Origin of the sequence: Tractidigestivibacter montrealensis (genome assembly GCF_024741235.1) — a bacterium.
GTDB lineage: Bacteria > Actinomycetota > Coriobacteriia > Coriobacteriales > Atopobiaceae > Tractidigestivibacter > Tractidigestivibacter montrealensis.
In genome coordinates this window covers 49,028-69,536 of sequence record NZ_JANSKA010000008.1, presented here as the reverse complement: position 1 = coordinate 69,536, position 20,509 = coordinate 49,028, and the positions used below count along the sequence as shown (strand labels likewise).

Genomic DNA, 20,509 nt, shown 5'->3' with positions numbered 1-20,509 from the left:
CTGGGGAGAGGCGAATGAGACAAAGGGACTGTCCCTTTGTCTCACAAGCCCGAGAGGAGGGTCTGGTTGATGTCGCGCGCGACCGCAAGAGCGTCGACGTCCACGCAGGCCCGGGTTGTTGCGCTTGCGGAGTACTCGACGCACTGGCTTGAGCAGGTGGTGCGCCCTGCATCGGGACCAGAGGTCACGCAGGTGAGCGGCAGTCGCAGCGTCTGGAACCACTCCGGGTGCAGCGCGCACACCACAGCGGAGGGATCGTGCGCGTAGCAGCAACCGTGCAGGGAGTACATCCCCACGTGCTGGTCTATGTAGTAGTCGAGCATGTCCGCGAGATAGCGGCCCGCCCTCGAGCCCGTGGCGCGCCATGCGGCGGTGTTCTCGCTGGTGAGAAGCGTGCGCATGGTGACGTCGAGCCCAACCATGGTCACCGGGACACCACTCTCGAACACCTCCTTGCACGCAAGGGGGTCGGCGATGATGTTGGCCTCGGCGGCCTCGGTCACGTTTCCCGTTACGGTGAGCGCGCCACCCATCATCACGATGTCAGCGATTCCGGCCATGACCTGGGGGTCTTGCCTGATTGCAGTCGCAATGTTGGTGAGCGGCCCTGTGGGCACAAGCGTGAGATTCTTCCCGTAGCGCCGCGCCGCCTCAAGGATGAGGTCGACACCGGTGCCGGGCGCGTCGAGCTGGTCCTTACCCGGCGTGGGGACGCCGTACTTCTCGCCAATATTTCCCACGCCATCCGCACCATGGATGCGCACCACATCGTCGCTGCGCAGGAACTTGTCGGCGCCCAGCGGGTGCGAGAGCCCCGCCTCTACCGGCACGTCCCGAGCGCCGAGGAGGTCGAGAAGAAAGCGCGCATTGCAGACGCTCTGCCCCACGTGGACGTTGCCAAACGTGGCCGTGACGCCAACAAGGTCGATGTCTGGGTTGACTATCGCGTACGCAAGCGCCACGGAGTCGTCGATGCCCACGTCCATGTCAAGGAGAATCTTCTTCATATGCGGGTCGCCTGCCTTTCTCGGTGCCTGGCCCGTCTCGCCAGGGAAGACAATAACCATAGTGCATCCGGCAGCCCGGCGCGGGTTGGGGGCGCCACTTGCCGCTGGAGTCGCCACACGATTGTGCTCCGAATCTGTTGCGACCTGCGGTTGTCACAGATTCGGGCACGAATGTGTGGCGGACGAGCCTCCGGGCGGAGAAGCGAGCAGAGCCGCGGCCAAGACCAAGATCACGGGGACGAAACGTTGCGCCCTTGACCTTTACGTTGCGTAAAGGTTTATCGTCTGCTCGACACGCGAGAGGAGACAGCCATGAGAGACACTCAGCCGGCAGGTCGCACGTACACGATAGGAGAGCTGGCGACCATGTCCGGCACGACGGAGCGCGCGCTTCGCCACTACGAAGACCTGGGGCTTCTCTCGCCCGCACGCGGCGAGAACGGCTATCGGCGCTATGGCGAGAAGGACGTCGAACGCTTGCAGCAGGTACTCCTGTTCCGCGCGTGCGGGATGGGGCTCTCTGATATACGAGGACTTCTAGAGAGCCCCGGCTACAGCGCGGAGGAGGCGCTCAAGGTGCACCTCAAGACCCTGCGTGCTCGTCAGCGGGAACTCGAGGCGCTGGTAGAGACCGTAGAAAAGACCATTGCGACGATGAAGGGACGGGAGACCATGACCAACGAGGAGCGCTTCCGCGGCCTCAAGGAGCATGCCATCGAGGCAAACGAGAGCGCCTACGGCGCAGAGGCGCGCGAGCGCTACGGCAACGACGCGGTGGATGCGGCCAACGAGCGTGTGCGTGCGATGGCCGAGAGGGACTGGGACGAGATGCGCGAGCTTGAGCAGGGCATCATCCGGCAACTCAAGGCCGCAATGGCGACGGGCGACCCCGCTGGCGACGCGGCGCGGGAGCTGGTGGCCCTGCATCGTCGCTGGATCTGCGGCTACTGGGGCGATGGCCGCTACTCGGCCAAGGCTCACCTGTCACTTGGAGAGATGTACCTCGCAGACGAGAGGTTCCGCGACTACTACGACTCGCGCGTGGGCGCGAGGGCGACCGAGTTCCTGGTGGCGGCGCTTCGCTCTTGGCTGGGCGATGGCCAGGCCCAGGCGGAATAGATCCACGCGCAAGAGCCAGGCGGCAAAGCCTTGCATTTTGCCAGCTACATGGCGGGACACGCAAAGCCGCACGTTTGCGCCTTGGCTTGCCCGCCGCTTGTGGCGCTGCCGGCGAGGCCGGTGCGATGGGCTACCGGAAGATCGTCCAGGCCGACAAGAACACGACCCGCAAGTCCTTGAGCAAGGAGGAGGCAAGTGATTTTTCCATGCTTCCGCAGACGAAGCTGGAACCGAATTATTGAACGTTTTTCCATGCGTTTTGAAGCTCAACTGGGGAAATGTTCTTCTCGCTAGGAATAACGCGCAATAATTGGCGAGAGAATCGGGAATCCCGCCGAGGATGCGGACCTCATCGCGTAGGCAACCGGGCGTCTCGCCGAGAAACGCTAGCGCCACGCAGAGACTCGGCCAAAAAGAGCGCGCGCAACCGTAGGAATCGCCTCATCACGCCCGCGTGTTGTTCTTGCGCATTATTGCCACCCGCGGCTGCCCCGAATCAGCCGAGAAACACGCGGCGCCTAGGCTGTTCAGAGTTTTTGCAGGAAGGCGTGCGGGCCCCCGGCGTCGGCCTCGGGGCGGCAGGCCACGACGCGGGCCTCGGGGCGGCAGGCCCCGTGGGCACGCCCCGCGGGAAGGAGGAGAGCCACATGGCAGCATGGAGGCGCCTGGGCGAGGTCATCGCCCACAACATGGTGTTTCTGGTACCTCTCTGCCTGGTGTTTGGCGTCTGCGCACCCGACGCGTTCGCTGTCCTCAAGCCCCTGGTCACGCCCATGTTTGCCTTTGTGACCTTCCAAGGTTCTCTGGGTAACAACTTCTTCAACCTGGCGCGCACCTTCAGGCGGCCCGCCCCCATGCTCGTTGCCATCGCAATCTCGCAGGTGCTCATGCCTCTTGTGGGCTGGGTGCTGGGCGGGCTTCTCTTCTCGGACCCAAACATCGTGGCCGGCATTGTCCTTGAGTACTCGGTCCCCATCGCGGTGACGTCCACCATGTGGATAGGCATCTACGCTGGCGACATGTCGCTCGCTCTGGGAACGCTGCTCATCTCGACGCTCATCTCGCCCGTGACCATCCCCACCACGCTGAGGCTCCTGGTGGGTGCAACGGTGCAGGTTGACGCGGCTGGCATGTTCTTTGACATGCTCGTCATGATTGCGCTGCCAGCGCTCGCCGCCACCGCGCTCAACCAAGCAACGCGCGGCCGCGTCAAGGCGACGCTCTCCCCCGCCCTAGCGCCACTCGCCCGCATCTTTGTGATTCTCGTCATCACCACAAACTCGACGAGCCTGCACGACTTCATGTTCAACCTCACGCCAGAGCTCGCCGGCGTCATGGTGTTCATTGCTGCCATGGCGTCATCGGGCTACCTCTGGGGCTTTGCGGCGGCGCACCTCATGCACCTGGAGCGCGAGCAGGCCGTGACGCTCACGTTCTGCTCGGCGCTCAGGAACATCTCGGCCGGCGCCGTCATCGCGCAGGCGTACTTCCCCGCGGCGACCATGTTCCCCGTGATGACGGGGACGCTCTTCAACCAGTTCCTCGCAGCAGTCTTTGGCCGGGTGTTCTCGCGCGCGTTTTCACCGGATGCCAACAAGGGCAACCAGCCAGCGAGAGACACAGAAGCACCCGGGGCAGACGGTGCGCCGGCAGACGGCTCTAGTCCAGCTCACCGTCCGCAAGGGCACGAATCCGCTGCATGACCTCTGCGCGGCGCGCCTTGGGAAACGGGACTCGCTCGTCGCCGTCCATGACGATGGACGTCTGGTCTACGGCGTGAATGCGCGCAGGGTTCACGGCGTAGCTGCGGTGCACCTTCATGAGGTGCGGAAACGCGTTAACTACCTCGCAGAACGGGGCTCGCGTCTCGAACGAGCCGTACGCCTGGCTCAAGCGGGAGCGCTTGCCCACCGCCTCGACGAGAATGACATCCATGGGTGTCACAAGGTGCATCGTGCCCTCGCGGTCGTATATCTCGACACGGCGCTGGTCGGTCTTCTCGGCAATGCGGTCGTCGAGGTAGCGCTTGGCAGCGCGACCAATGACGTTGCAGAAGGACTCCCCCGGCGCGACGGGCAGCTCGTTTCTGGGGTGTGAGATGTAGAGCGAGCGAATACGCAGCTCGCCATCGATAAGCTCCCAGTTGATCTGCATGCGCTGCTGCACCTGGGCAAAGATGGGTGCGCCTTCATCGGTTGTCACGATGTAACGGCCAATAATCGAGAGGGCCCGCCCGCAGTTCTGGACAACAGTGTACTCCTGCTGCGACTGATGGCAGGGCACAAGCTCCTTGAGGTTCTCCTCGAGGTCCGCACGCATGGCGTCAATGCCGCGCATGTAACGGTTCTGCTCAGGAGCCACCCACATGACGTCCTGGGCGCAGAGCGACAGGGCATACTCCATGTCAAGCTGCCAGAAGCGTCTGAGAAGCTCCCGCGTGAGGCAGAGGGCCTTCTCCTCCAGTTCCTTGCGCATCTGATATCCCCCCAACAAGGTCCCAACCGACACTTGTCAGGTCTAAGTCTATCGTTACGAGGACAGCGAAGGACTTTATGGTCTGTCAGTGGGACTGAAGTGAGATGCGGCCGGACGTTGTTATTCCTGCTTGGCTAACGGTGCGCGGGCTTATTGTGGCCCCAACTGGCACACGTAGTGCGAACCCTTGACCCACTCGTGGTTGAGAAAGTCGCGCATGCAGAACTCGACGGCCCGCTCGTGGTGGCGAACGAGCCACCCAAAGGAGTCGTAGCTGGCGTCGTCGGTGAGGTACGTCTCGCCCTGGGCATACGCGTAGGCAACCGAGCCCGTGCCCACGAAGAGGTTGCCGCCGCGGTTGCGCTGCACGACGTCCGGGTAGGCGTGGGTGTGGCCTGTGAAGAGAATGGCACCTGCGTGGGCAAAGACCACGGAGCGAAGGTCGGCGTCATCCTCGAGTGAGTTCTCGAATCCCCAGCCACCGGGATAGGAATCCGTGACGGTATACTGCAGCGGCTCGTGGACAAAGACGAAGGAGGGCACGCCGGCGGCCTGGTCCTCGTCGAGAAGGCCAGAGAGCCACGACAGTTGCGCGGCGCTGAGCTTGAAGGTGTCTGTCGTCGAGACGTCGTAGGGCGAGACGTACTCGTCAGGGCCAAGTACAATAACGTGCGAGCCGCCCACGTAGCGGTCATAGTAGACGGAGCTGGCACCGGTCCTCTCCAGGAAGTTGGCGTGCAGGCTCTCGACGCTCTCGCGTGTGTGGGTGCCGTCGCCCATCTGCTCGTGATTGCCCATCACGCAGGTAAAGGAACCCGGGAACGAGAAGCCCGCCGCCTGGGCGCGCCGCTCGAAGATGTCGTACTGGTACTGATAGCCGTTGTTCGTAATGTCTCCGTTGACCACCACGGAGTCAACGGCATCCCAGTTCTCGGCGATGTCTCCAAGGGCGTTCCCGAGGTTGTCATCGTAGTCTGGGGCGTCATCGTCCACGTGCGTGTCGCTTATGACCGCAAAAGACGAGACAAGCGAACCGTACGTTCCCTCGCTGGCGGGCACAGAGTCCGCGAGGGACTCCAACATGGGACCGGCCTCGGATGCAGAGGCAGGGTCCGCCGTGCCAACCGCCGCGATTGCCGCCGCCGAAGCGCAGGTGATGGCGCCGGCCCGGAAGAACTGCCTTCTCGTGAGACTCATGGTGACCCCTCCTCGTTCAGCTACCTTGAATTCCAAGGTATGACGCGGGGCTTAAACGCCGCTGAAGCAGGGGCGTTAAGGGACCCAAAGTGGTCCAAGCCACACGGGGGGAGCGCAAGGCTCGACGGGAACTTAATAAGAAGTTGGGGTTTTCTGAAAGCCGCGGGGAGGACGCATTGTCGCCGGAGGGCCGATACTGTTGAAACACTCACCAGAAATGGCCTTCCGGCGACAAATTGTCTCCGGAAGGCCTTCTGCGTTGCAAAACGCTCCAAATGGAGGCTATTGGCGACACGCGACACGCCACGCGCGTCGCCGGCGCCACTACAGGCGCTCGGCCATGTCGCGCACCAGGCGCTCCGTGCCCTCCCAGCCAATACAGGCGTCGGTGATGGACTGCCCGTACACGCCGCCGCCCACGGGCTGGTTGCCATCCACCAGGTAGGACTCCACCATGAAGCCGCGGAAGAGTCCCGCGATGCGCTCGGAACGCCGCACGGAGTCCAGCACCTCGTCCACGATGCGAGCCTGCTCAAGCGGACGCTTGCCGGAGTTGTCGTGGTTGCAGTCGATGACCACGGCCGGGAACTCGAACTTCTCGGGATCGTACCTGTCGGCCAGGCGCTCAAGGTACTCGTAGTGGTAGTTGGGATACGTTGCCCCGTCCGGCCCAACGTAGCCGCGAAGCACGGCGTGCGCCAGCGGGTTTCCGGTGGTCTCGACCTCCCAGTTGCGGAAGATGAAGGTCTGGGGCGCCTGCGCGGCGTAGATGGAGTTGAGAAGCACGGCCGTGGAGCCGCCCGTGGGGTTCTTCATGCCCACGGGCATGGGGACGCCGCTCGCCACCAGGCGGTGCTCCTGGTTCTCCACCGAGCGCGCGCCCACGGCCACATAGGAGAGAAGGTCGATGAGGTACTGGAAGTTGGCGGGGTAGAGCATCTCGTCCGCTGTGAACATGCCGGTCTCCTCCACCACGCGCAGGTGCATGCGGCGGATGGCCTTCACGCCCTCGAGGAGGTCTGCCGGCGCCTCGGGGTCGGGGTTGTGGAGAAGCCCCTTGTAGCCGGTGCCACGCGTGCGCGGCTTGTTGGTGTAGACGCGCGGCACCACGAGGAGCTTGTCCTTCACCTCGTCGGCAAGCTTGGCGAGGCGCGTCACGTAGTCGAGGACCGAGTCCTCGCGGTCGGCCGAGCAGGGCCCAATCACAAGCAGGCGGCGCGGGGACTCTCCGCGGATGATGGCCGCCACCTCAGCGTCAAAGGCGGGCTTTCTCGCCGCCATGTCCGCGGAGAGGGGCATCTCCTCGCGAATCTCCATGGGGATGGGCAGACGGCGCTTGAAGTTCATGGTCATGATAAGTGGTTCCTCTCGTCTAACTCGCAGGCGGCGCAACCGGCGAGAAATGCCACCGGGAAGGCCGCGATTTGTGCTCCCACAGTATGACGGGGGTTCCGCCCGGAATGCGGCGGCGGCGACCCACTCGTGCGCCTTCCGTAACATGCGCGAAAGCCTGCACGCAGGCGTCGCGGGAGGTGGGCATACTATGGCATGTGAGAACGCGCCGGCACGCGCTGTCGGCACCACACCAAACCAAGGAGGCACCATGCCCTGCACCACCATCCTGGTTGGCAAGAAGGCCAGCTACGACGGGTCGACCATCGTCGCCAGAAACGAGGACTCCGCCAACGGCGAGTTCAACCCCAAGCGTTTCTGCGTCGTAGACCCCGAGGGACGCACCAGCTACACCTCGAAGATCTCGCACCTCACGGTGCCCCTGCCGGCCGAGGACGGCGTGCGCTACACGGCCGTCCCCAACGCAGACCTCTCCCAGGGGCTCTGGGAGGAGGCGGGCTTCTCGGCACGTGGTGTTGCCATGAGTGCCACCGAGACCCTCACATCCAACGAGCGCGTCCTGGGCGCGGACCCCATGGTCGTCTACCAGCCCGCCAAAGGAACGCCCGGCAGCGACGACTTTGAGCCCGAGCAGCCCGGCGGCATTGGCGAGGAGGACATGGTCACGCTGGTGCTGCCCTACGCGCGCTCCGCTCGCGATGGCGTGCGCATCCTCGGCGAGCTCCTCGAGCGCTACGGCACCTACGAGATGAACGGCATTGCCTTCTCGGACGTCAACGAAATCTGGTGGCTGGAGACCGTGGGCGGCCATCACTGGATTGCCAAGCGCGTGCCAGACAACTGCTACGTCACGATGCCCAACCAGCTGGGGATTGACTCCTTTGATCTGGCAGACGCCCTGGGCGAGCAGATCGAGCACATGTGCTCACCCGACCTTGCCGAGTGGATGGCCGCCCACCACCTTGACCTCACGCTTCGCGCAGAGGGCGAGGACGACAAGGTCTTCAATCCGCGTGACGCCTTTGGCAGCCACTCCGACGAGGACCACCTCTACAACACGCCGCGCGCCTGGTCGATGCAGCGCTTCCTCAACCCGCATGCCCAGAGCTGGGATTCTCCTGAGGCGCCCATGGGCCCCGAGGCGAACGACCTCCCCTGGGCAAGCGTCCCCGAGCGTAAGGTGACCATCGAGGACGTGAAGTACGTCCTCTCGCTCCACTACCAGGGAACCGTCTATGACCCCTACGGCAAGTTTGGAACGGAGGCCACGCGCGGCCACTACCGTCCCATTGGCATCAACCGCAACAGCCAGCTCTCCGTGCTGCAGGCGCGCCCGTACGGCCCCGAGGCCACGCGCTGCGTGCAGTGGCTGGCCTTTGGCTCCAACCCGTTCAACGCGCTTCTGCCGTTCTATGCCAGCGTGAGCCAGACGCCCGCCTACCTCGAGCAGACCGACCCCAAGCGCGTCTCAACCGAGAGCTTCTACTGGGCAAACCGCCTCATCGCCGCCATGGCCGACGCCAACTACGCGGAGTGCGTGCCCGCTATCGAGGCCTACCAGCTTGACCTTGGCTCCGAGGGCCAGGGCGTGCTGGCGACAACGGATGCGCTCGTGGCCAAGCAGGGCCTTGGCGCCGAGGCGGCGCAAGACCTTCTCGAGGAGGCCAACCAGCACATGGCCGACTACGCGCGCGAGAAGACTGACGAGCTTCTCGCCAAGGTGCTCTACGAGCGCAGCATGCACATGGCAAACCACTTCGCGCGGTCGGACGCGTAGGAGCGGCGGGGCTCACGGACATAGGCGAACGGGCGGCGAGAAGGGTGGTCGAGACGGACATGGGCATCTTCAGGCACGGGGAGAGGTGCGCGGAGCGCGAGGCCGAGGAGGTCCTTGGCGGTGCCGGCTGGCGCGAGCTGCCCGTTCGCTGCGAGCGGGACGGACGAGAGGTGCGGGTGCGTCTCCTTGCTCCGGACGACCCCGGTCCCTTACCCGCAATCATGTGGGCTGGCGGTGATGACGTGGCAGTGAAGCTGCCGCTTGAGGAGCTTGCGACGCATGGGGTCGCAAGCTGCGTCATCGAGGACGCCGCCCCGGAGTCGGCCCAGGCGCTTGAGGAGCTCGAGGCCGCCTCCGACGCCGTGGGCCGCCTGGACCTGATAGACAACTGCCGCGTGTTTCTCGCCGGCGCCGAGCGCGGATGCGTTGCGGCGACGCTTGCGGCGACCCGGCATCCCCATGACGTGTCCGGGCTGGTGCTACTCTCGCCCGACTTCTCTGCTGGCAACGCAACGGGCAATGACCAGGATGCGGGCGGCATCTGGGGGGACATGCGCCGCTTCCACGGACCCGTGCTGGTGTGCCGCAGCGAGGGCGCAAGCCATCGCGCCTTTGACGACGCCCGGCGGGCCGCGGAGGAGTTTCCCCACGCGCGGCTGGTCACGCTTGGCGAGGGGCCTCGCGTGGTGGGCGAGGCAATGTGGCTCTCGCATGCCGTAGGCGAAGTGGTCCGCTTCATTCGCGAGACGTAGGCTCCGGAGCGTCGCCCCTCTCGGTACCCCTGCCCGACACGGTTCCCGGCCCGCCCGACACGGCTCCCGGCCTGCAACAATGCTAGAAAGCAGCCTAGCCGGGTCTTTTTTCTCGCCGTTATTGCACGATTTTCCTAGTCAGAGATGCATTTCCCCAGTTGGTAGGCTTCTTATCAAGAAATTTCGCGCAATAACAGGCAGCGAGAAGCAATGACATCGTGCAGCAATGACATCGAAAAGAAATGGCGCCGAGAAGCCCCGACACCCAAAACGAGACCAAAAGTGGAGGCGGGCGAGCGCTCTGTTGCCCGGCCAAGCTGACCGAGCGTTCTTTAGCGGTTGTTAAGAAACGACCGCGATGTTTTCGCAGGTCATGGGAGGAGTCGTTCTCAAATACCGATAGAAAATGGCGTAATGCTGCGGGCAGCAGGCGGCAGGCTGCTGCCGCCTCCAGGCGGGCGCCTGCCGACAGGCGCTACGCGAGCGGCTCGGGATCCGGAGAGTCGCGTCTCTTGGCAAAGCCCAGGCCCAGCAGCAGGCCAAACGCCGAAAACACAACGGGAACCTTGATCGCAGCGTACACGACCAGCGCAAACACAATTGCAGCCGAGTTCGAGGCCCTTGTCGCAATGACAGGCGCAACGAGCAGAAAGCCCAGCACGACCCAGCCCAGCGCGGCAAAGATTGCGCGCGGCAGATGTGGCATGCGCAGGTGTGCGAGAGACCCCGCCACAAGCGCAACCAGCGCTCCCACGGAAAATGCGGCAAGGCCGGACGAAATCGCGTACAGGTAGCTCAGCGGCAGGCTGGTGAGAATCGCAGTGATGTTCTTGTCAGGGTCGGTGTTGAACCAAACGAGAAACGCAACGCTCACGACGAGCGCGACGGCAAAGCAGATGACGGCGACGAGCACGGTCCTTCTCATGGCGACCTTCATTGCCCGGGACCTCCCTTACGTGTTGGTAGCAGGAGGTGGCATTGTAGTAGGAAGGCATGGAGGCCTCGCGAAGGGGCGGAACCGCAGCCAGCCGTGACAGTCGTAGCGCTGGCCACGCTGGGCAGCCCCACCGTCACGTCCCAGCCCAAGCGTCTAAGATGGTGGGGCACGATTTACCAACCCATTGGGAGGAAGCATGGCACAAACCAACGACGACCAGCTCAAGGCCAAGGTCGACGCGTATGTCGACGAGGTCTGGGAGGACGTTGTCGAAGACATCCGCACGCTTGTGAGAATCGAGTCGGTCGAGGACCTCTCGGCAGCCGAGCCGGGCAAGCCCTACGGCCCCAAGGCAAACGAGGCCCTGGTGGCGGCCGAGGGCATTGCCAGCCGCCTCGGCCTTGCCGTCACGGACCTCGACGGCTGCATTGGCTACGGCGAGGTCGCGGGCAGGGAGGGCGCGCCCTACGTGGCGACCATAGCCCACTCTGACATCGTCCCCGTGGGCCTTGGCTGGACCGTCCCCGCGCTCGACGTGACGCGCCGCGAGGGCTACCTTATGGGCCGCGGCGTGCTCGACGACAAGGGCCCCCTGGTCCTCTCGCTCTGGGCCGCGCACTTCTTTGCCCTTCAGGTGAAGGAGACCGGCAAGCCGCTCCCCTACGCCCTTCGCTGCATCATTGGCAACAACGAGGAGACCAACATGGCAGACGTCGAGCACTACCTCGGCTGCTGCCCCGAGCCCGCCTTCTGCTTCTCGCCCGATGCCGACTTCCCGCTCATCTGCGGCGAGAAGGGCCTCTTTGGCGGCAGCATCACCTCCGAGCCCATGATTGGCGGCGTCATCGAGGAGCTCGATGGCGGCACCGTCTCCAATGCGATTCCGGGCCAGGCCACGGCCCTTGTGCGCGTTGACGCCGAGGAGCTTCCCACAGCGGCGCACGTGGACGTCGAGCCTGCAGGCGTCGGGCTTGCGCGCGTGACGGCCCACGGCAAGGGCGGCCACGCCTCCATGCCCGCCGGCACCGTGAACGCCATCTGTGTGCTTGCCGACTACCTTCTCGCCAACGTTCCCGACCTCACGGACACCGAGAAGCGTTGGCTGCACATGGAGCACGAGGTCTGCCACGCCAGCGACGGCAAGCCGCTGGGCATCGCCGCCGCAGACGACAAGTTTGGCGCGCTCACCTGCATTGGCGGAACCGTGCGCACGAAGGGCGACCGCTTTGTCCAGACCATCGACGCCCGCTATCCCACCTCGACCTCGGGCAGCCGCATCACGGTGGAGCTCAGGCGCTTTGCCACGCGCTTCAACGCGAGCTTCGAGGAGGGCCGCGACGTGGAGCCCTTCTACATCGACCCCAGCTCGCCGGAGATCGCCACGCTGCTCGAGACCTACGCCGAGTACACCGGCCGCGAGGGCAAGGCGTTCACCATTGGCGGCGGCACCTACGCGCGCCACTTCCGCCGCGCCTGCGCCTTTGGCCCGCACGAGCCGTACGCGAAGGAGCCCTCGTGGGTGGGCATCGAGCATGGTCCCGACGAGGCGGTCTCGGAGGAGAGCCTGCGCCGTGCGCTCAAGATCTACATCGTGAGCATCGCGCGGCTCATGGAGCTGGAGCTCACCCAGCCCGAGGCATAGCCCGCACCCAGGCGAGACGGCAGGTCTCGCCTAGCGGTCGGCCGGAGCCACGCCGCCCGTGCGGTCCTTCTCGCCGCCAGTTGCCTGACCCTCGCGGTCGAGCGGCTGGCGGCGAATCTTTACGCTGAGGTAGGTGCAGGCACCGTAGAAGAGGGCGTCGGTGATGGAGCTGGACTGCACGCTTCCCATTTCGCCCGAGGTCACAATGCCCAGCACCAGCTGGACTGCCGCGTAGGCAAAAGAGATTGCCGAGACCCACAGGAAGGGCCGAATCTTCTCGGGCTGGTTGGCACCGCGCAGGCCAAGGAGGCCCACAAGAAGGTTGACCGTCGCAGACGACAGGCCCCAAGCGAGCACCCTCCCCGAGAGCTGCCCGGCAGTGTAGTGCGCCTTGGCAAGGTTGAGCTGCGCAGCGGGGTCCATCTTCGAGACGGCATACCACAGCACCAGAGCAATAACGGCGTTGAGCACCGCAGTCACGATCATGACCTGCGAGATGAGCCTCAGCGCTCGCTGGTGGCCGTCAAGCATGAAGGACTCGCCGCGCACGCCTTCGTCGTGCTCGCGCTGAACGCGGTCGGCAAGCGACGAGCACACCACCACGTACGTGATGGTGGTGGAGAGCACGACGGGGTTAAAGATGAGGATGGTGCCAGAGCCCCAGCTCCAGAGGATGGCAACGAGAAGCACCAGGCCAACCAGGTAGCAGAGGAAGCGGTAGGGTCCCACGCGCCCGGAGTCGCGCGAGGCGGCAAAGCCCAGCCATGCCGTGAGGCAGAGCAGCGCTCCTGCGGCAAGCGTCACCACGGAAAGGCCTATGGGAGACCAGCCGGAGAGCGTGATGCCGGCAATGGTGAGGCCGGAATCCGAGGCGTCTGCCTGGCCGGTCACGGCAGAAAGGAGCACCAGACCGCCGGCAAGCAGCACCACGGCGCCGAGAATGGCCATGACGACCGAGACGACGCCGAGCGTCACCTGCGCGGGGGTCTGCGGGACCGAGGCTACCTCGTCCCTCTCGCCAGCCGTGCTACGCAAGAGCCACGCCACCCAACCAGCCCCAGCGCGGGGTGGCAGAAACTCCAAACTGGCTGATCCAGGAGTCCAGGCTCTGCGTGGTGATCACGCCGCTCAGGCAGTGCCGGACGGTGTTGTTCCCCACGTAGATGCCAATGTGGCCATACAGGCGCGCAGCGGCGGAGTAGGGCTCGGTGGGGACGGCAATGATCATGCCCGGCTTGATGGATGACTTGTCCGAGCTCGAGCAGTACGACCAGTACATGTCGCAAGCGTTGCCGCCAAACGAGCCCACGCCCGCGTTGGCAAAGACGTTGGAAACCCACGCGGCGCAGTAGCCCGCGCCGGTAGAGCCGGTGCTGTACGTGGCGGAGATGACGGCAGCCTGGGAGCCTGATGCGCCGGAGACGATCGTAACCGGGCTGCTTGAGCTGCTTGAACTCCTGCTGGCGGCCATGCGGCGGGCCTCTTCCTGGGCGGCGAGAAGCTCGGCGTTGCGCTGGTCGATGAGGCTTTGGACGTTGGAGTTGAGCTGGTCGACAAGGGTCTGGGCCTCGTCCTGCTTGGCCTGGACGTCGGCGAGCTGGGACTCCTGCTCGCTCTTGAGCTGGCTGAGCTGGTCCTTCTGGGACGTGAGGTCGGCCTGCTTGGACTCAAGGACGGCCTTGTCGTCCTCGAGCTGCGCCTTCTGCGTCTCGAGGTCCGCCTTGAGGCTCTTGACCTCATCAATCATGGCATTGTCCTGCTCGGACACCTTGTCGAGGTAGTAGATGTTGGACGTGAGCTCCTCGAACGACGCCGAGGAGAGCAGCAGGTCGAGGGTGCTGGCGTTGCCGGACTTGAACGCAGAGGACATACGCTGGCCCAAGACTTCCTGCTTCTGCTCGATCTCCTGCTGCTTGGTGTCGATGTCCTTCTGCTTCTCCTCGATGTCTGCCTCTTTGGCGTCGATGTCCGCCTGGGTCTGGTCAATCTGCGCGGAGACGTCATCGATCTGGCCGACGGTATCCGAGAGCTGCGCGGAGAGATCCGATACCTCCTGGCTGATCTGGTCGAGCTGGGACTGCGCGGCATCGGCGTCTGACTGTGCGGCGTCAATGTCCGACTGAGAGGTGGCGAAGGCGACGACGGGGCTGGCGAATGCGAGCACGCCCGCGCCGATGAGCAGCCTGAAGGCATCCCTGCGCGTGACGGTACGCGCGGGAGCGAGTGCGTTGAACGCACGCCGGCTGCTGGTGCCGCTGGTCTGCATGGGGCCTCCTAGAGTACGGATGGGTTACGTTAAAGGTCACGCATGCCATTCTACCCGTTCACCGCATGACGGACGAAAAACACATGGGGAAGACCGCCAGCGGCCGGCGGCCGGGCGGCGGCGCCGTGACGATCAACGGCTCCCCTAGCGGTTCTCGATTCGCGCAACGTTGCTAATCACGATCGAGATGCTGCCGTCCTCCTGGTGCGAGAACTCGATGTAGCCCGGACGCTCGGCCAGCTCGGAGGGAAATGCGATCTCAACGCCCGTGTCGGTGCGAATACGATGCGTGCGGGTGAGTCGGTTGGCGGCACCGCGGCGCACCGGCACCTCCTCGGGCAGGTCGCGCTCGCGGGTGCGCTCCTCGAAGCGCTGCGCCATCTCGGGGTTGTCCTCAAAGACCTCGCGGCCCACATCTGCGGGCTGGATGGCCTCGTCGGTATCCGCGTGGCGGGCAAGCGCCGCCTTCGCGCGCGAAACCTCTACGGCCGGCGTGAGGCCATACTCCTCGGAGAGGTCCTCCACAATGCTCGTGACCTCGTCGATGACCTCGTGGCTCGACGCCTCCTGCGAGCACTGCAGGAAGAGCTCGGGGATGATCTGGCGCGACTCGCCGGCCACGCTACGCTCCTTGTCGTGGAAGTCGATGGCAAGGGTGTCAGCGTCAATGAGGACGTAGGTGTCGACCTTCTGCGTGGGGTTGGGAAGCGTGGCGTCCTGGCGGGCAATCTCGTTGCCGTTCTCGTCTACCTCGTGGATGAACGCCTGCTTTCTGGGGAGAAGCACCACGGCAAAGAGGCGCGTTCCCTCGGACTCGTAGGCATCCGAGACCTTGTCCTCATCAGTATTCTCTGAGGCGCGCATCTCTCCGGTGTCCGTGAAGTCCGCTACGAGGAGGTCGCACTGCTCGAGGTCCTCAGCGCGGCGCAGCTCCTCCCAGAACCACTGGGCTATCTGCACAGAGAAGTCCACGAACGGCACCTGGCCAGCAAGGTACTCTTTGAGGCCCGAGGCAAAGTTGCTCTCGGGAGCAAAGGTGCCGTGCTTGCTCTCTGCGCTCGAGCGGATGCGTCGCAGTCGACGCGTAACGTAGGAGCGGGTCTGACGGTTGTCGAGGTCGAGCTCGCGCTCGGAGAAGAACGTGCTGCCGCTCTCGAAGTCGAAGACGTGCAGTATGGCGTGACCGATCCTGAGCATGTGACCTCACATTCCTTGGGGCGCTGCGGCGCCCGCCCCGTGCGGGCCCGCCACGCGACCACCAAGGATACCGCAGGTGGGAAACAGGAGGCCCGCGGCCCAAGCGGAATGGTCAGAAGGTTCTCCGCGAACTTCTCGGTGTTTGGAATGCAGGGGAAACGACGAAAGAGCTGTCACGGATGTCTAGTGCTGCAGGCGGAAGTGCATCGAACCGCCCTTCGTTACACAAATTCGATCCTCGCTGCGCCGAAGTGCCCTCCGTTACACATGGTTTTTCGGTCCGACAAAGTAGCGAGGCCCATCTGTATACTATATGTGGTATTTGAATGCTCTTATTAATCAATATGTAGTAACTGATACTCGGGGTTATGCCAAAACTACGTGTAACGTAGGGCAGTTCGGCGCACAAGATCGGCAATTTGTGTAACGAAAGAGGTTTCGATGCAGGAATGGCCCAGCCGAGGCCTTAATGCATCGCATCAAGCAAAACGGGCATCGATCGAAGACACAAAAGGGCGGGCGCCCTTCCGGGCGCCCGCCCACCTACGTGATACTTTGGACTCTCCCCCTTAGGGAGGTCGCTTCCGCGCGGGAGGCGACAAAGGTGATAGGCACGTGCTATCAGTAATGGTTCGCTTTGTGCGAACCCGTTCTCCGTTCCTCTCGTGGTGTTAGGAACCTGTCTGGGGGTGTCGGTTCTTCACCGACCGGAGAAAAAGATGCGCCTGCCCTGTTTGTGATTCACGTCGCTGTCTAATCAGCGTATTCGCGGTGCCACCGTATCGACTTTGACGTTGCGAGGGATCTGCCACCGCCTCTGGGGTGAATTCATGCATCCAAAGGCAGGCGCCTGGTTGAACTCTCGTCACTGCCCATCGGAATGCACCTCCTACCTCGGTCGTCCTTGCTGGGCGACTCCCTTTAGTCACTGTCTTTATAGCCAATTCGAAAGGTGTTAAACCCCGGGAAGCGCATCCGTGCCGCAAGCGGTCACCTATTGTCCGCGACGGACGCAGCCGTGCAAAAGCATTCCAGAGATGGGATACTTAGCTGTTGGTGTAAGAGCAAGAAAGCCATCGCCATTAATCCCTGGTGCGGAAATTTGCGCTCGTGCGCCAAAACGACGCCGGAGCAGCCCCTCCATACGCAATCCCATCAGAAACTCCCCCTTCGTGTGCCAAAACGACGCCCGAAGGGGGAGTTTTAGCAACCAGCTGGAGCAGCACCGAGTGGCATACGACACCGCCGAATGGCCTACTGCGTCTGCGGCGCCTCCCCCGTCTCGAGGATGCGCTCGAGCGCGGCCTCGTCCAACACGGGCACGCCGAGGGACTGCGCCTTCGTCAGCTTGGAGCCAGCAGCGGCGCCTGCCACCACGAAGCTCGTGCGCTTCGAAACAGAGCCGGAGACCTTTGCACCCAGCGCCTCGAGCTGCGCGCCCGCCTCATCGCGCGTGAAGTGCTCAAGCGTACCCGTGAGGACAAAGGTGAGACCGGCAAGCGTCTGCGGGCGCTCCGGCTCCGCGACCTCCTCCTCAAGCACAACGCCCGCCTCGCGCAGCCGCTCCAGCACGCGGACATTCTCGGGCACCGAGAAGAACTCGCGCACCGATGCCGCAATCTTGGGACCAATGCCGTCAATCGTGGCGATGTCCTCCTCGCTTGCGGCCATGAGCGCCTGGAGCGAGCCAAAGCGACGCGCAAGCACCGTGGCCACGTTGGCGCCCACGTGCCGGATCCCCAGGCCAAAGAGGACGCGCGCAAGGCCGCGGCCGCGGGACTCCTCCACCTGCACCATGACCTTCTCGGCAATGGTTCGGCCAACGAGAATGTTCTCGCCCTCGGTGTGGTCCTTGGTGCTTGTCTCGTAGGCGCGGCCCGTGGGCGTGGCGGCAAGCGCATCAACGGTAAGCTTGTCGTAGTAGTCCGCGACGTCGGTCAAGGTGCCGTTCTCAACCAGGCGGCCCACCAGCTCGTCGCCCAGGCCGTCGATGTCCATGGCGTTGCGGCTTCCCCAGTGGATGAGACGCTCGACGGCCTGCGCCGGGCAGTCGATGGAGACGCAGCGGTAGGCAACCTCGCCCTCCTCGCGCACCACGGGGCTCCCGCAGCTGGGGCAGTGCGTGGGCATCTGGAACTCCTGCGAGCCTGCGGGGCGCAGCTCGAGCACGGGGCCCACGACCTCGGGAATCACGTCTCCGGCCTTGTGCACCACGATGGTGTCGCCCACGCGCACGTTCTTGCGGCGGATTTCGTCGATGTTGTGGAGCGTGGCGCGCGCGATGGTCGAGCCCGCAACGCTCACGGGGTCGAACTCTGCGACGGGGGTGAGCACGCCTGTGCGGCCCACCTGGATGCGGATGTCGCGAAGGACCGTGCGCTTCTCCTCAGGCGGGAACTTGAACGCGATGGACCAGCGCGGCGCGCGGGCGGTGAAGCCAAGCGCCGTCTGGCTGGCAAAGGAGTCGACCTTCACCACCACGCCGTCGATGTCGTAGTCAAGGTCCTCTCGGTGCGCGAGCGCGGTGGCGCAGAAGTCATGCACCTCGGCGGCGCAGGTGCAGCGACGGGCGTTGGGGTTCACGTGGAAGCCGCAGCTAGAGAGCCAGTGCAAGAACTCCCACTGGCTGGTCACCGAGAGCGGCGACTCGTCCGCCACGGCGTAGATGAAGGTCTCGAGGTCGCGGTGGGCCGTGATCTTGGGGTCCTTCTGGCGCAGGCTGCCGGCAGCAGCGTTTCTCGGGTTTGCAAAGGGCTCGCGGCCTGCAGCGTCCGCCGCCTCGTTCAGGCGGACGAACGAGTGCTTGGGCATGTAGACCTCGCCGCGCACCTCGATGGAGCGGCCAAGGCCGGCGTCGGCCACAAGCTTGAGGCCCTCGGGTGCCAGCGCGCGAGGCACGTCGTGGATCGTGAGCACGTTGGCCGTGACGTTCTCGCCCGTCGTACCGTCGCCGCGGGTGGCAGCGCGCACGAGCTGGGCATCCGTGTACGTGAGCGCCACGCCCAGGCCGTCGATCTTGAGCTCGCAGGTGTAGGCCACGGGGTTCTCCGGCGTTGAGCCTAGGGCTTCGTCGGTCCGGGCAAGCCACTCGTCCAGCTCGTCCAGGTTCATGGCGTCATCGATGGAGTACATGCGGCTAGCGTGGCGAACTGGCTCGAACTGCTCGGAGACATAGCCGCCCACGCGCTGGGTGTAGGAGTCCGGCGTGACCAGCTCGGGGTTGGCCTTCTCGAGGGCGAGAAGCTCCTGGAGGTAGCGGTCGAACTGGGCGTCCGTCATCTCGGGCGCGTCGAGCGCGTAGTAGGCGTAGGCCGCGTGGTTGAGGATACGGTTGAGCTCGGCCGCACGTGCGCGCGCAGTGCGAGCGGGGCTGGCTGGCTTCTCGACAGGCTCTTGAGCCGAGAAGGACGCCGCGTTCGCATCGCCAAAGAGCGAGCCCTGCATTCCGGCCGCGCCTGCGTTGTTCCTGTTGGTCTTCTCAGCCATGCTGTCCCCTCTCGTACCCGGCAATCACCAAGCAAGGGTAGCGCAAACAGCCAGCAGAATTGAGGCAGCGCCGAGAAGGGCACAGACGCATGCGGGGGCAGGGCGCGGGTGCCCTAAGCCTGCCGTGCGCTATGGATTCGCTGCACGCTACAGGTTCGTACCCGAACGTGTGACCCGCGCAGGACGCCACAGATTCGACACCCGAACGTGTGGCAAGCGGATACACATTCGATGCCCGAACGTGTATCAAGCTGGGCTCGCCACTCAATCGCACCCGAATGCGTGGCGAGCCCAGGAGAACTTGCGGCAAGTCCTAACGAGAAGATCGCTGCCCCTACGCGCGGGCGGCCTCCAGCGCGCGGCGGCCCAGCTCGATGCAGCCAAGGACGCCCTGGTCGCCCTTGCAGCCGGCCTCCACGATGTAGGAGTCGATGTCCGCCAGCTCGGGCGTCACGAGGTAGCCGTTCAGGTACTCGAGGACCTTCTTGCGCACCAGCGGGAAGAGCTGGGTCTGCTTCATCACGCCGCCGTCGAGCACAATGCGCTGCGGCGAGTAGCACAGCACATAGGTGGCAATTCCCTCGGCCAGGTAGGTGCTCTCGAGGTCCCATACCTCGGGGCGGTCTGCCAGCTCGAAGCCCTTCTTGCCCCAGCGATGCTCGATCGAGGGTCCGGCCGCCAGGCCCTCAAAGCAGCGGTCGTGGTACGGGCACACGCAGTTGCCCTCGTCACCCGGCTGGACCTCAAGCAGGATGTGGCCGGCCTCGGGGTGCAGCATGCCGTGCAGGAGCTGCCCGCTCACCATGACGCCCGCACCAATGCCCGTGCCAACCGTAAGGTAGACCACGGTGTCAAGCCCCTTGCACGAGCCGTACGTAACCTCGCCCAGGCAGGCGACGTTGACGTCGGTGTCGTAGCCAATGGGGATGTCAAGCGGCTTGAAGGCACTCAGGAAATCGAAGTGGCGCCACGCGGTCTTTGGCGTCTCGAGGATCTTGCCGTAGCTGGAGGACGACGGGTTCACACCGGTGGGGCCAAAGGCGCCAATGCCAAGCGCCTCGACGCTGTGCGAGTCAAACCACTCCACCATGCGATCGACACAGTCGTTTGGGCCTTGGGTTGGAATCTCCTCTCGCTCGAGGACCTCTCCCTGGGACGTCCCCACGGAAAGGACCATCTTGGTTCCGCCGGCCTCGAGCGCGCCAATCCTTGCCATGCCATCCCCCGTTCGTCCGACGGCAGGCGCATCCTGGGCGTCTGCCAAGCTAGACATATCTGCATTACAGAACAAGGGCCTCGCG

General features: G+C 64.4%; 15 protein-coding genes. 5 read left to right on the top strand and 10 right to left on the bottom strand.

The genetic code is table 11. From position 1 onward, the window contains the following. Nucleotides 1-41: 41 nt before the first annotated feature. On the bottom strand, nucleotides 42-1,007 hold the full coding sequence (locus NVS32_RS10265; protein ID WP_258499728.1) for a nucleoside hydrolase: 966 nt from the start codon (nucleotides 1,005-1,007) through the stop codon (nucleotides 42-44). A gap of 312 nt (nucleotides 1,008-1,319) precedes the next feature. Between NVS32_RS10265 and NVS32_RS10260 the strand changes: the two genes are divergently transcribed. Next, nucleotides 1,320-2,126: a MerR family transcriptional regulator gene (locus tag NVS32_RS10260; protein ID WP_258499727.1), complete on the top strand. Its 807-nt coding sequence runs from the start codon at nucleotides 1,320-1,322 to the stop codon at nucleotides 2,124-2,126. Nucleotides 2,127-2,773: 647 nt separating this feature from the next. Then, nucleotides 2,774-3,829: a bile acid:sodium symporter family protein gene (locus NVS32_RS10255; protein ID WP_258499726.1), complete on the top strand. Its 1,056-nt coding sequence runs from the start codon at nucleotides 2,774-2,776 to the stop codon at nucleotides 3,827-3,829. Here the strand turns inward: NVS32_RS10255 and NVS32_RS10250 are convergent. The 3 genes from NVS32_RS10250 to NVS32_RS10240 all read right to left on the bottom strand — a co-directional run bounded on the left by NVS32_RS10250 (nucleotide 3,786) and on the right by NVS32_RS10240 (nucleotide 7,151). Continuing rightward, complete coding sequence (locus tag NVS32_RS10250; RefSeq protein ID WP_258499725.1) at nucleotides 3,786-4,601, bottom strand: LytTR family DNA-binding domain-containing protein; 816 nt, start codon at nucleotides 4,599-4,601, stop codon at nucleotides 3,786-3,788. The two genes, NVS32_RS10255 and NVS32_RS10250, sit on opposite strands and share 44 nt — an antisense overlap. A gap of 150 nt (nucleotides 4,602-4,751) precedes the next feature. Then, nucleotides 4,752-5,798 (bottom strand): metallophosphoesterase family protein, encoded by a 1,047-nt coding sequence (locus tag NVS32_RS10245; RefSeq protein WP_258499724.1) that lies wholly within the window; start codon nucleotides 5,796-5,798, stop codon nucleotides 4,752-4,754. A gap of 324 nt (nucleotides 5,799-6,122) precedes the next feature. Then, complete coding sequence (locus tag NVS32_RS10240) at nucleotides 6,123-7,151, bottom strand: 3-deoxy-7-phosphoheptulonate synthase (protein ID WP_258499723.1); 1,029 nt, start codon at nucleotides 7,149-7,151, stop codon at nucleotides 6,123-6,125. Nucleotides 7,152-7,401: 250 nt separating this feature from the next. Here NVS32_RS10240 and NVS32_RS10235 point away from each other — a divergent pair, with 250 nt between their 5' ends. After that, nucleotides 7,402-8,928, top strand: coding sequence for a C69 family dipeptidase (locus NVS32_RS10235; protein ID WP_258499722.1), 1,527 nt, complete (start codon nucleotides 7,402-7,404; stop codon nucleotides 8,926-8,928). A 44-nt stretch (nucleotides 8,929-8,972) separates the two neighbouring features. Further along, the gene (locus tag NVS32_RS10230) at nucleotides 8,973-9,680 is read left to right on the top strand and encodes an alpha/beta hydrolase (RefSeq protein ID WP_258499721.1); all 708 of its coding nucleotides are present in this window, start codon (nucleotides 8,973-8,975) and stop codon (nucleotides 9,678-9,680) included. Nucleotides 9,681-10,155: 475 nt separating this feature from the next. Here NVS32_RS10230 and NVS32_RS10225 read toward each other — a convergent pair whose 3' ends face one another. Next, nucleotides 10,156-10,617, bottom strand: a complete 462-nt coding sequence (locus tag NVS32_RS10225; protein ID WP_258499720.1) for a hypothetical protein — start codon at nucleotides 10,615-10,617, stop codon at nucleotides 10,156-10,158. 196 nt (nucleotides 10,618-10,813) lie between these two features. On the opposite strand from NVS32_RS10225, the gene NVS32_RS10220 reads away from it, so the two are divergent. Beyond that, nucleotides 10,814-12,259, top strand: a complete 1,446-nt coding sequence (locus NVS32_RS10220) for a Sapep family Mn(2+)-dependent dipeptidase (protein ID WP_258499719.1) — start codon at nucleotides 10,814-10,816, stop codon at nucleotides 12,257-12,259. Nucleotides 12,260-12,289: 30 nt separating this feature from the next. On the opposite strand, the gene NVS32_RS10215 is transcribed toward NVS32_RS10220, so the two are convergent. From NVS32_RS10215 to NVS32_RS10195, 5 genes are all read right to left on the bottom strand, one after another. Beyond that, nucleotides 12,290-13,294 (bottom strand): hypothetical protein, encoded by a 1,005-nt coding sequence (locus NVS32_RS10215; protein ID WP_258499718.1) that lies wholly within the window; start codon nucleotides 13,292-13,294, stop codon nucleotides 12,290-12,292. Further along, nucleotides 13,287-14,525 carry a coiled-coil domain-containing protein gene (locus NVS32_RS10210; protein WP_258499717.1) on the bottom strand — a complete coding sequence of 413 codons (1,239 nt, stop codon included), beginning with the start codon at nucleotides 14,523-14,525 and terminating at the stop codon, nucleotides 13,287-13,289. The genes NVS32_RS10215 and NVS32_RS10210 overlap by 8 nt, the downstream gene beginning before the upstream one ends. 144 nt (nucleotides 14,526-14,669) lie before the next feature. Next, nucleotides 14,670-15,722, bottom strand: coding sequence for a nucleoid-associated protein (locus tag NVS32_RS10205; RefSeq protein ID WP_258499716.1), 1,053 nt, complete (start codon nucleotides 15,720-15,722; stop codon nucleotides 14,670-14,672). 1,254 nt (nucleotides 15,723-16,976) lie between these two features. Then, nucleotides 16,977-19,208 (bottom strand): NAD-dependent DNA ligase LigA, encoded by a 2,232-nt coding sequence (ligA, locus tag NVS32_RS10200; protein ID WP_258499715.1) that lies wholly within the window; start codon nucleotides 19,206-19,208, stop codon nucleotides 16,977-16,979. 334 nt (nucleotides 19,209-19,542) lie between these two features. Beyond that, on the bottom strand, nucleotides 19,543-20,424 hold the full coding sequence (locus NVS32_RS10195; RefSeq protein ID WP_258499714.1) for an ROK family protein: 882 nt from the start codon (nucleotides 20,422-20,424) through the stop codon (nucleotides 19,543-19,545). Nucleotides 20,425-20,509 lie beyond the last annotated feature (85 nt).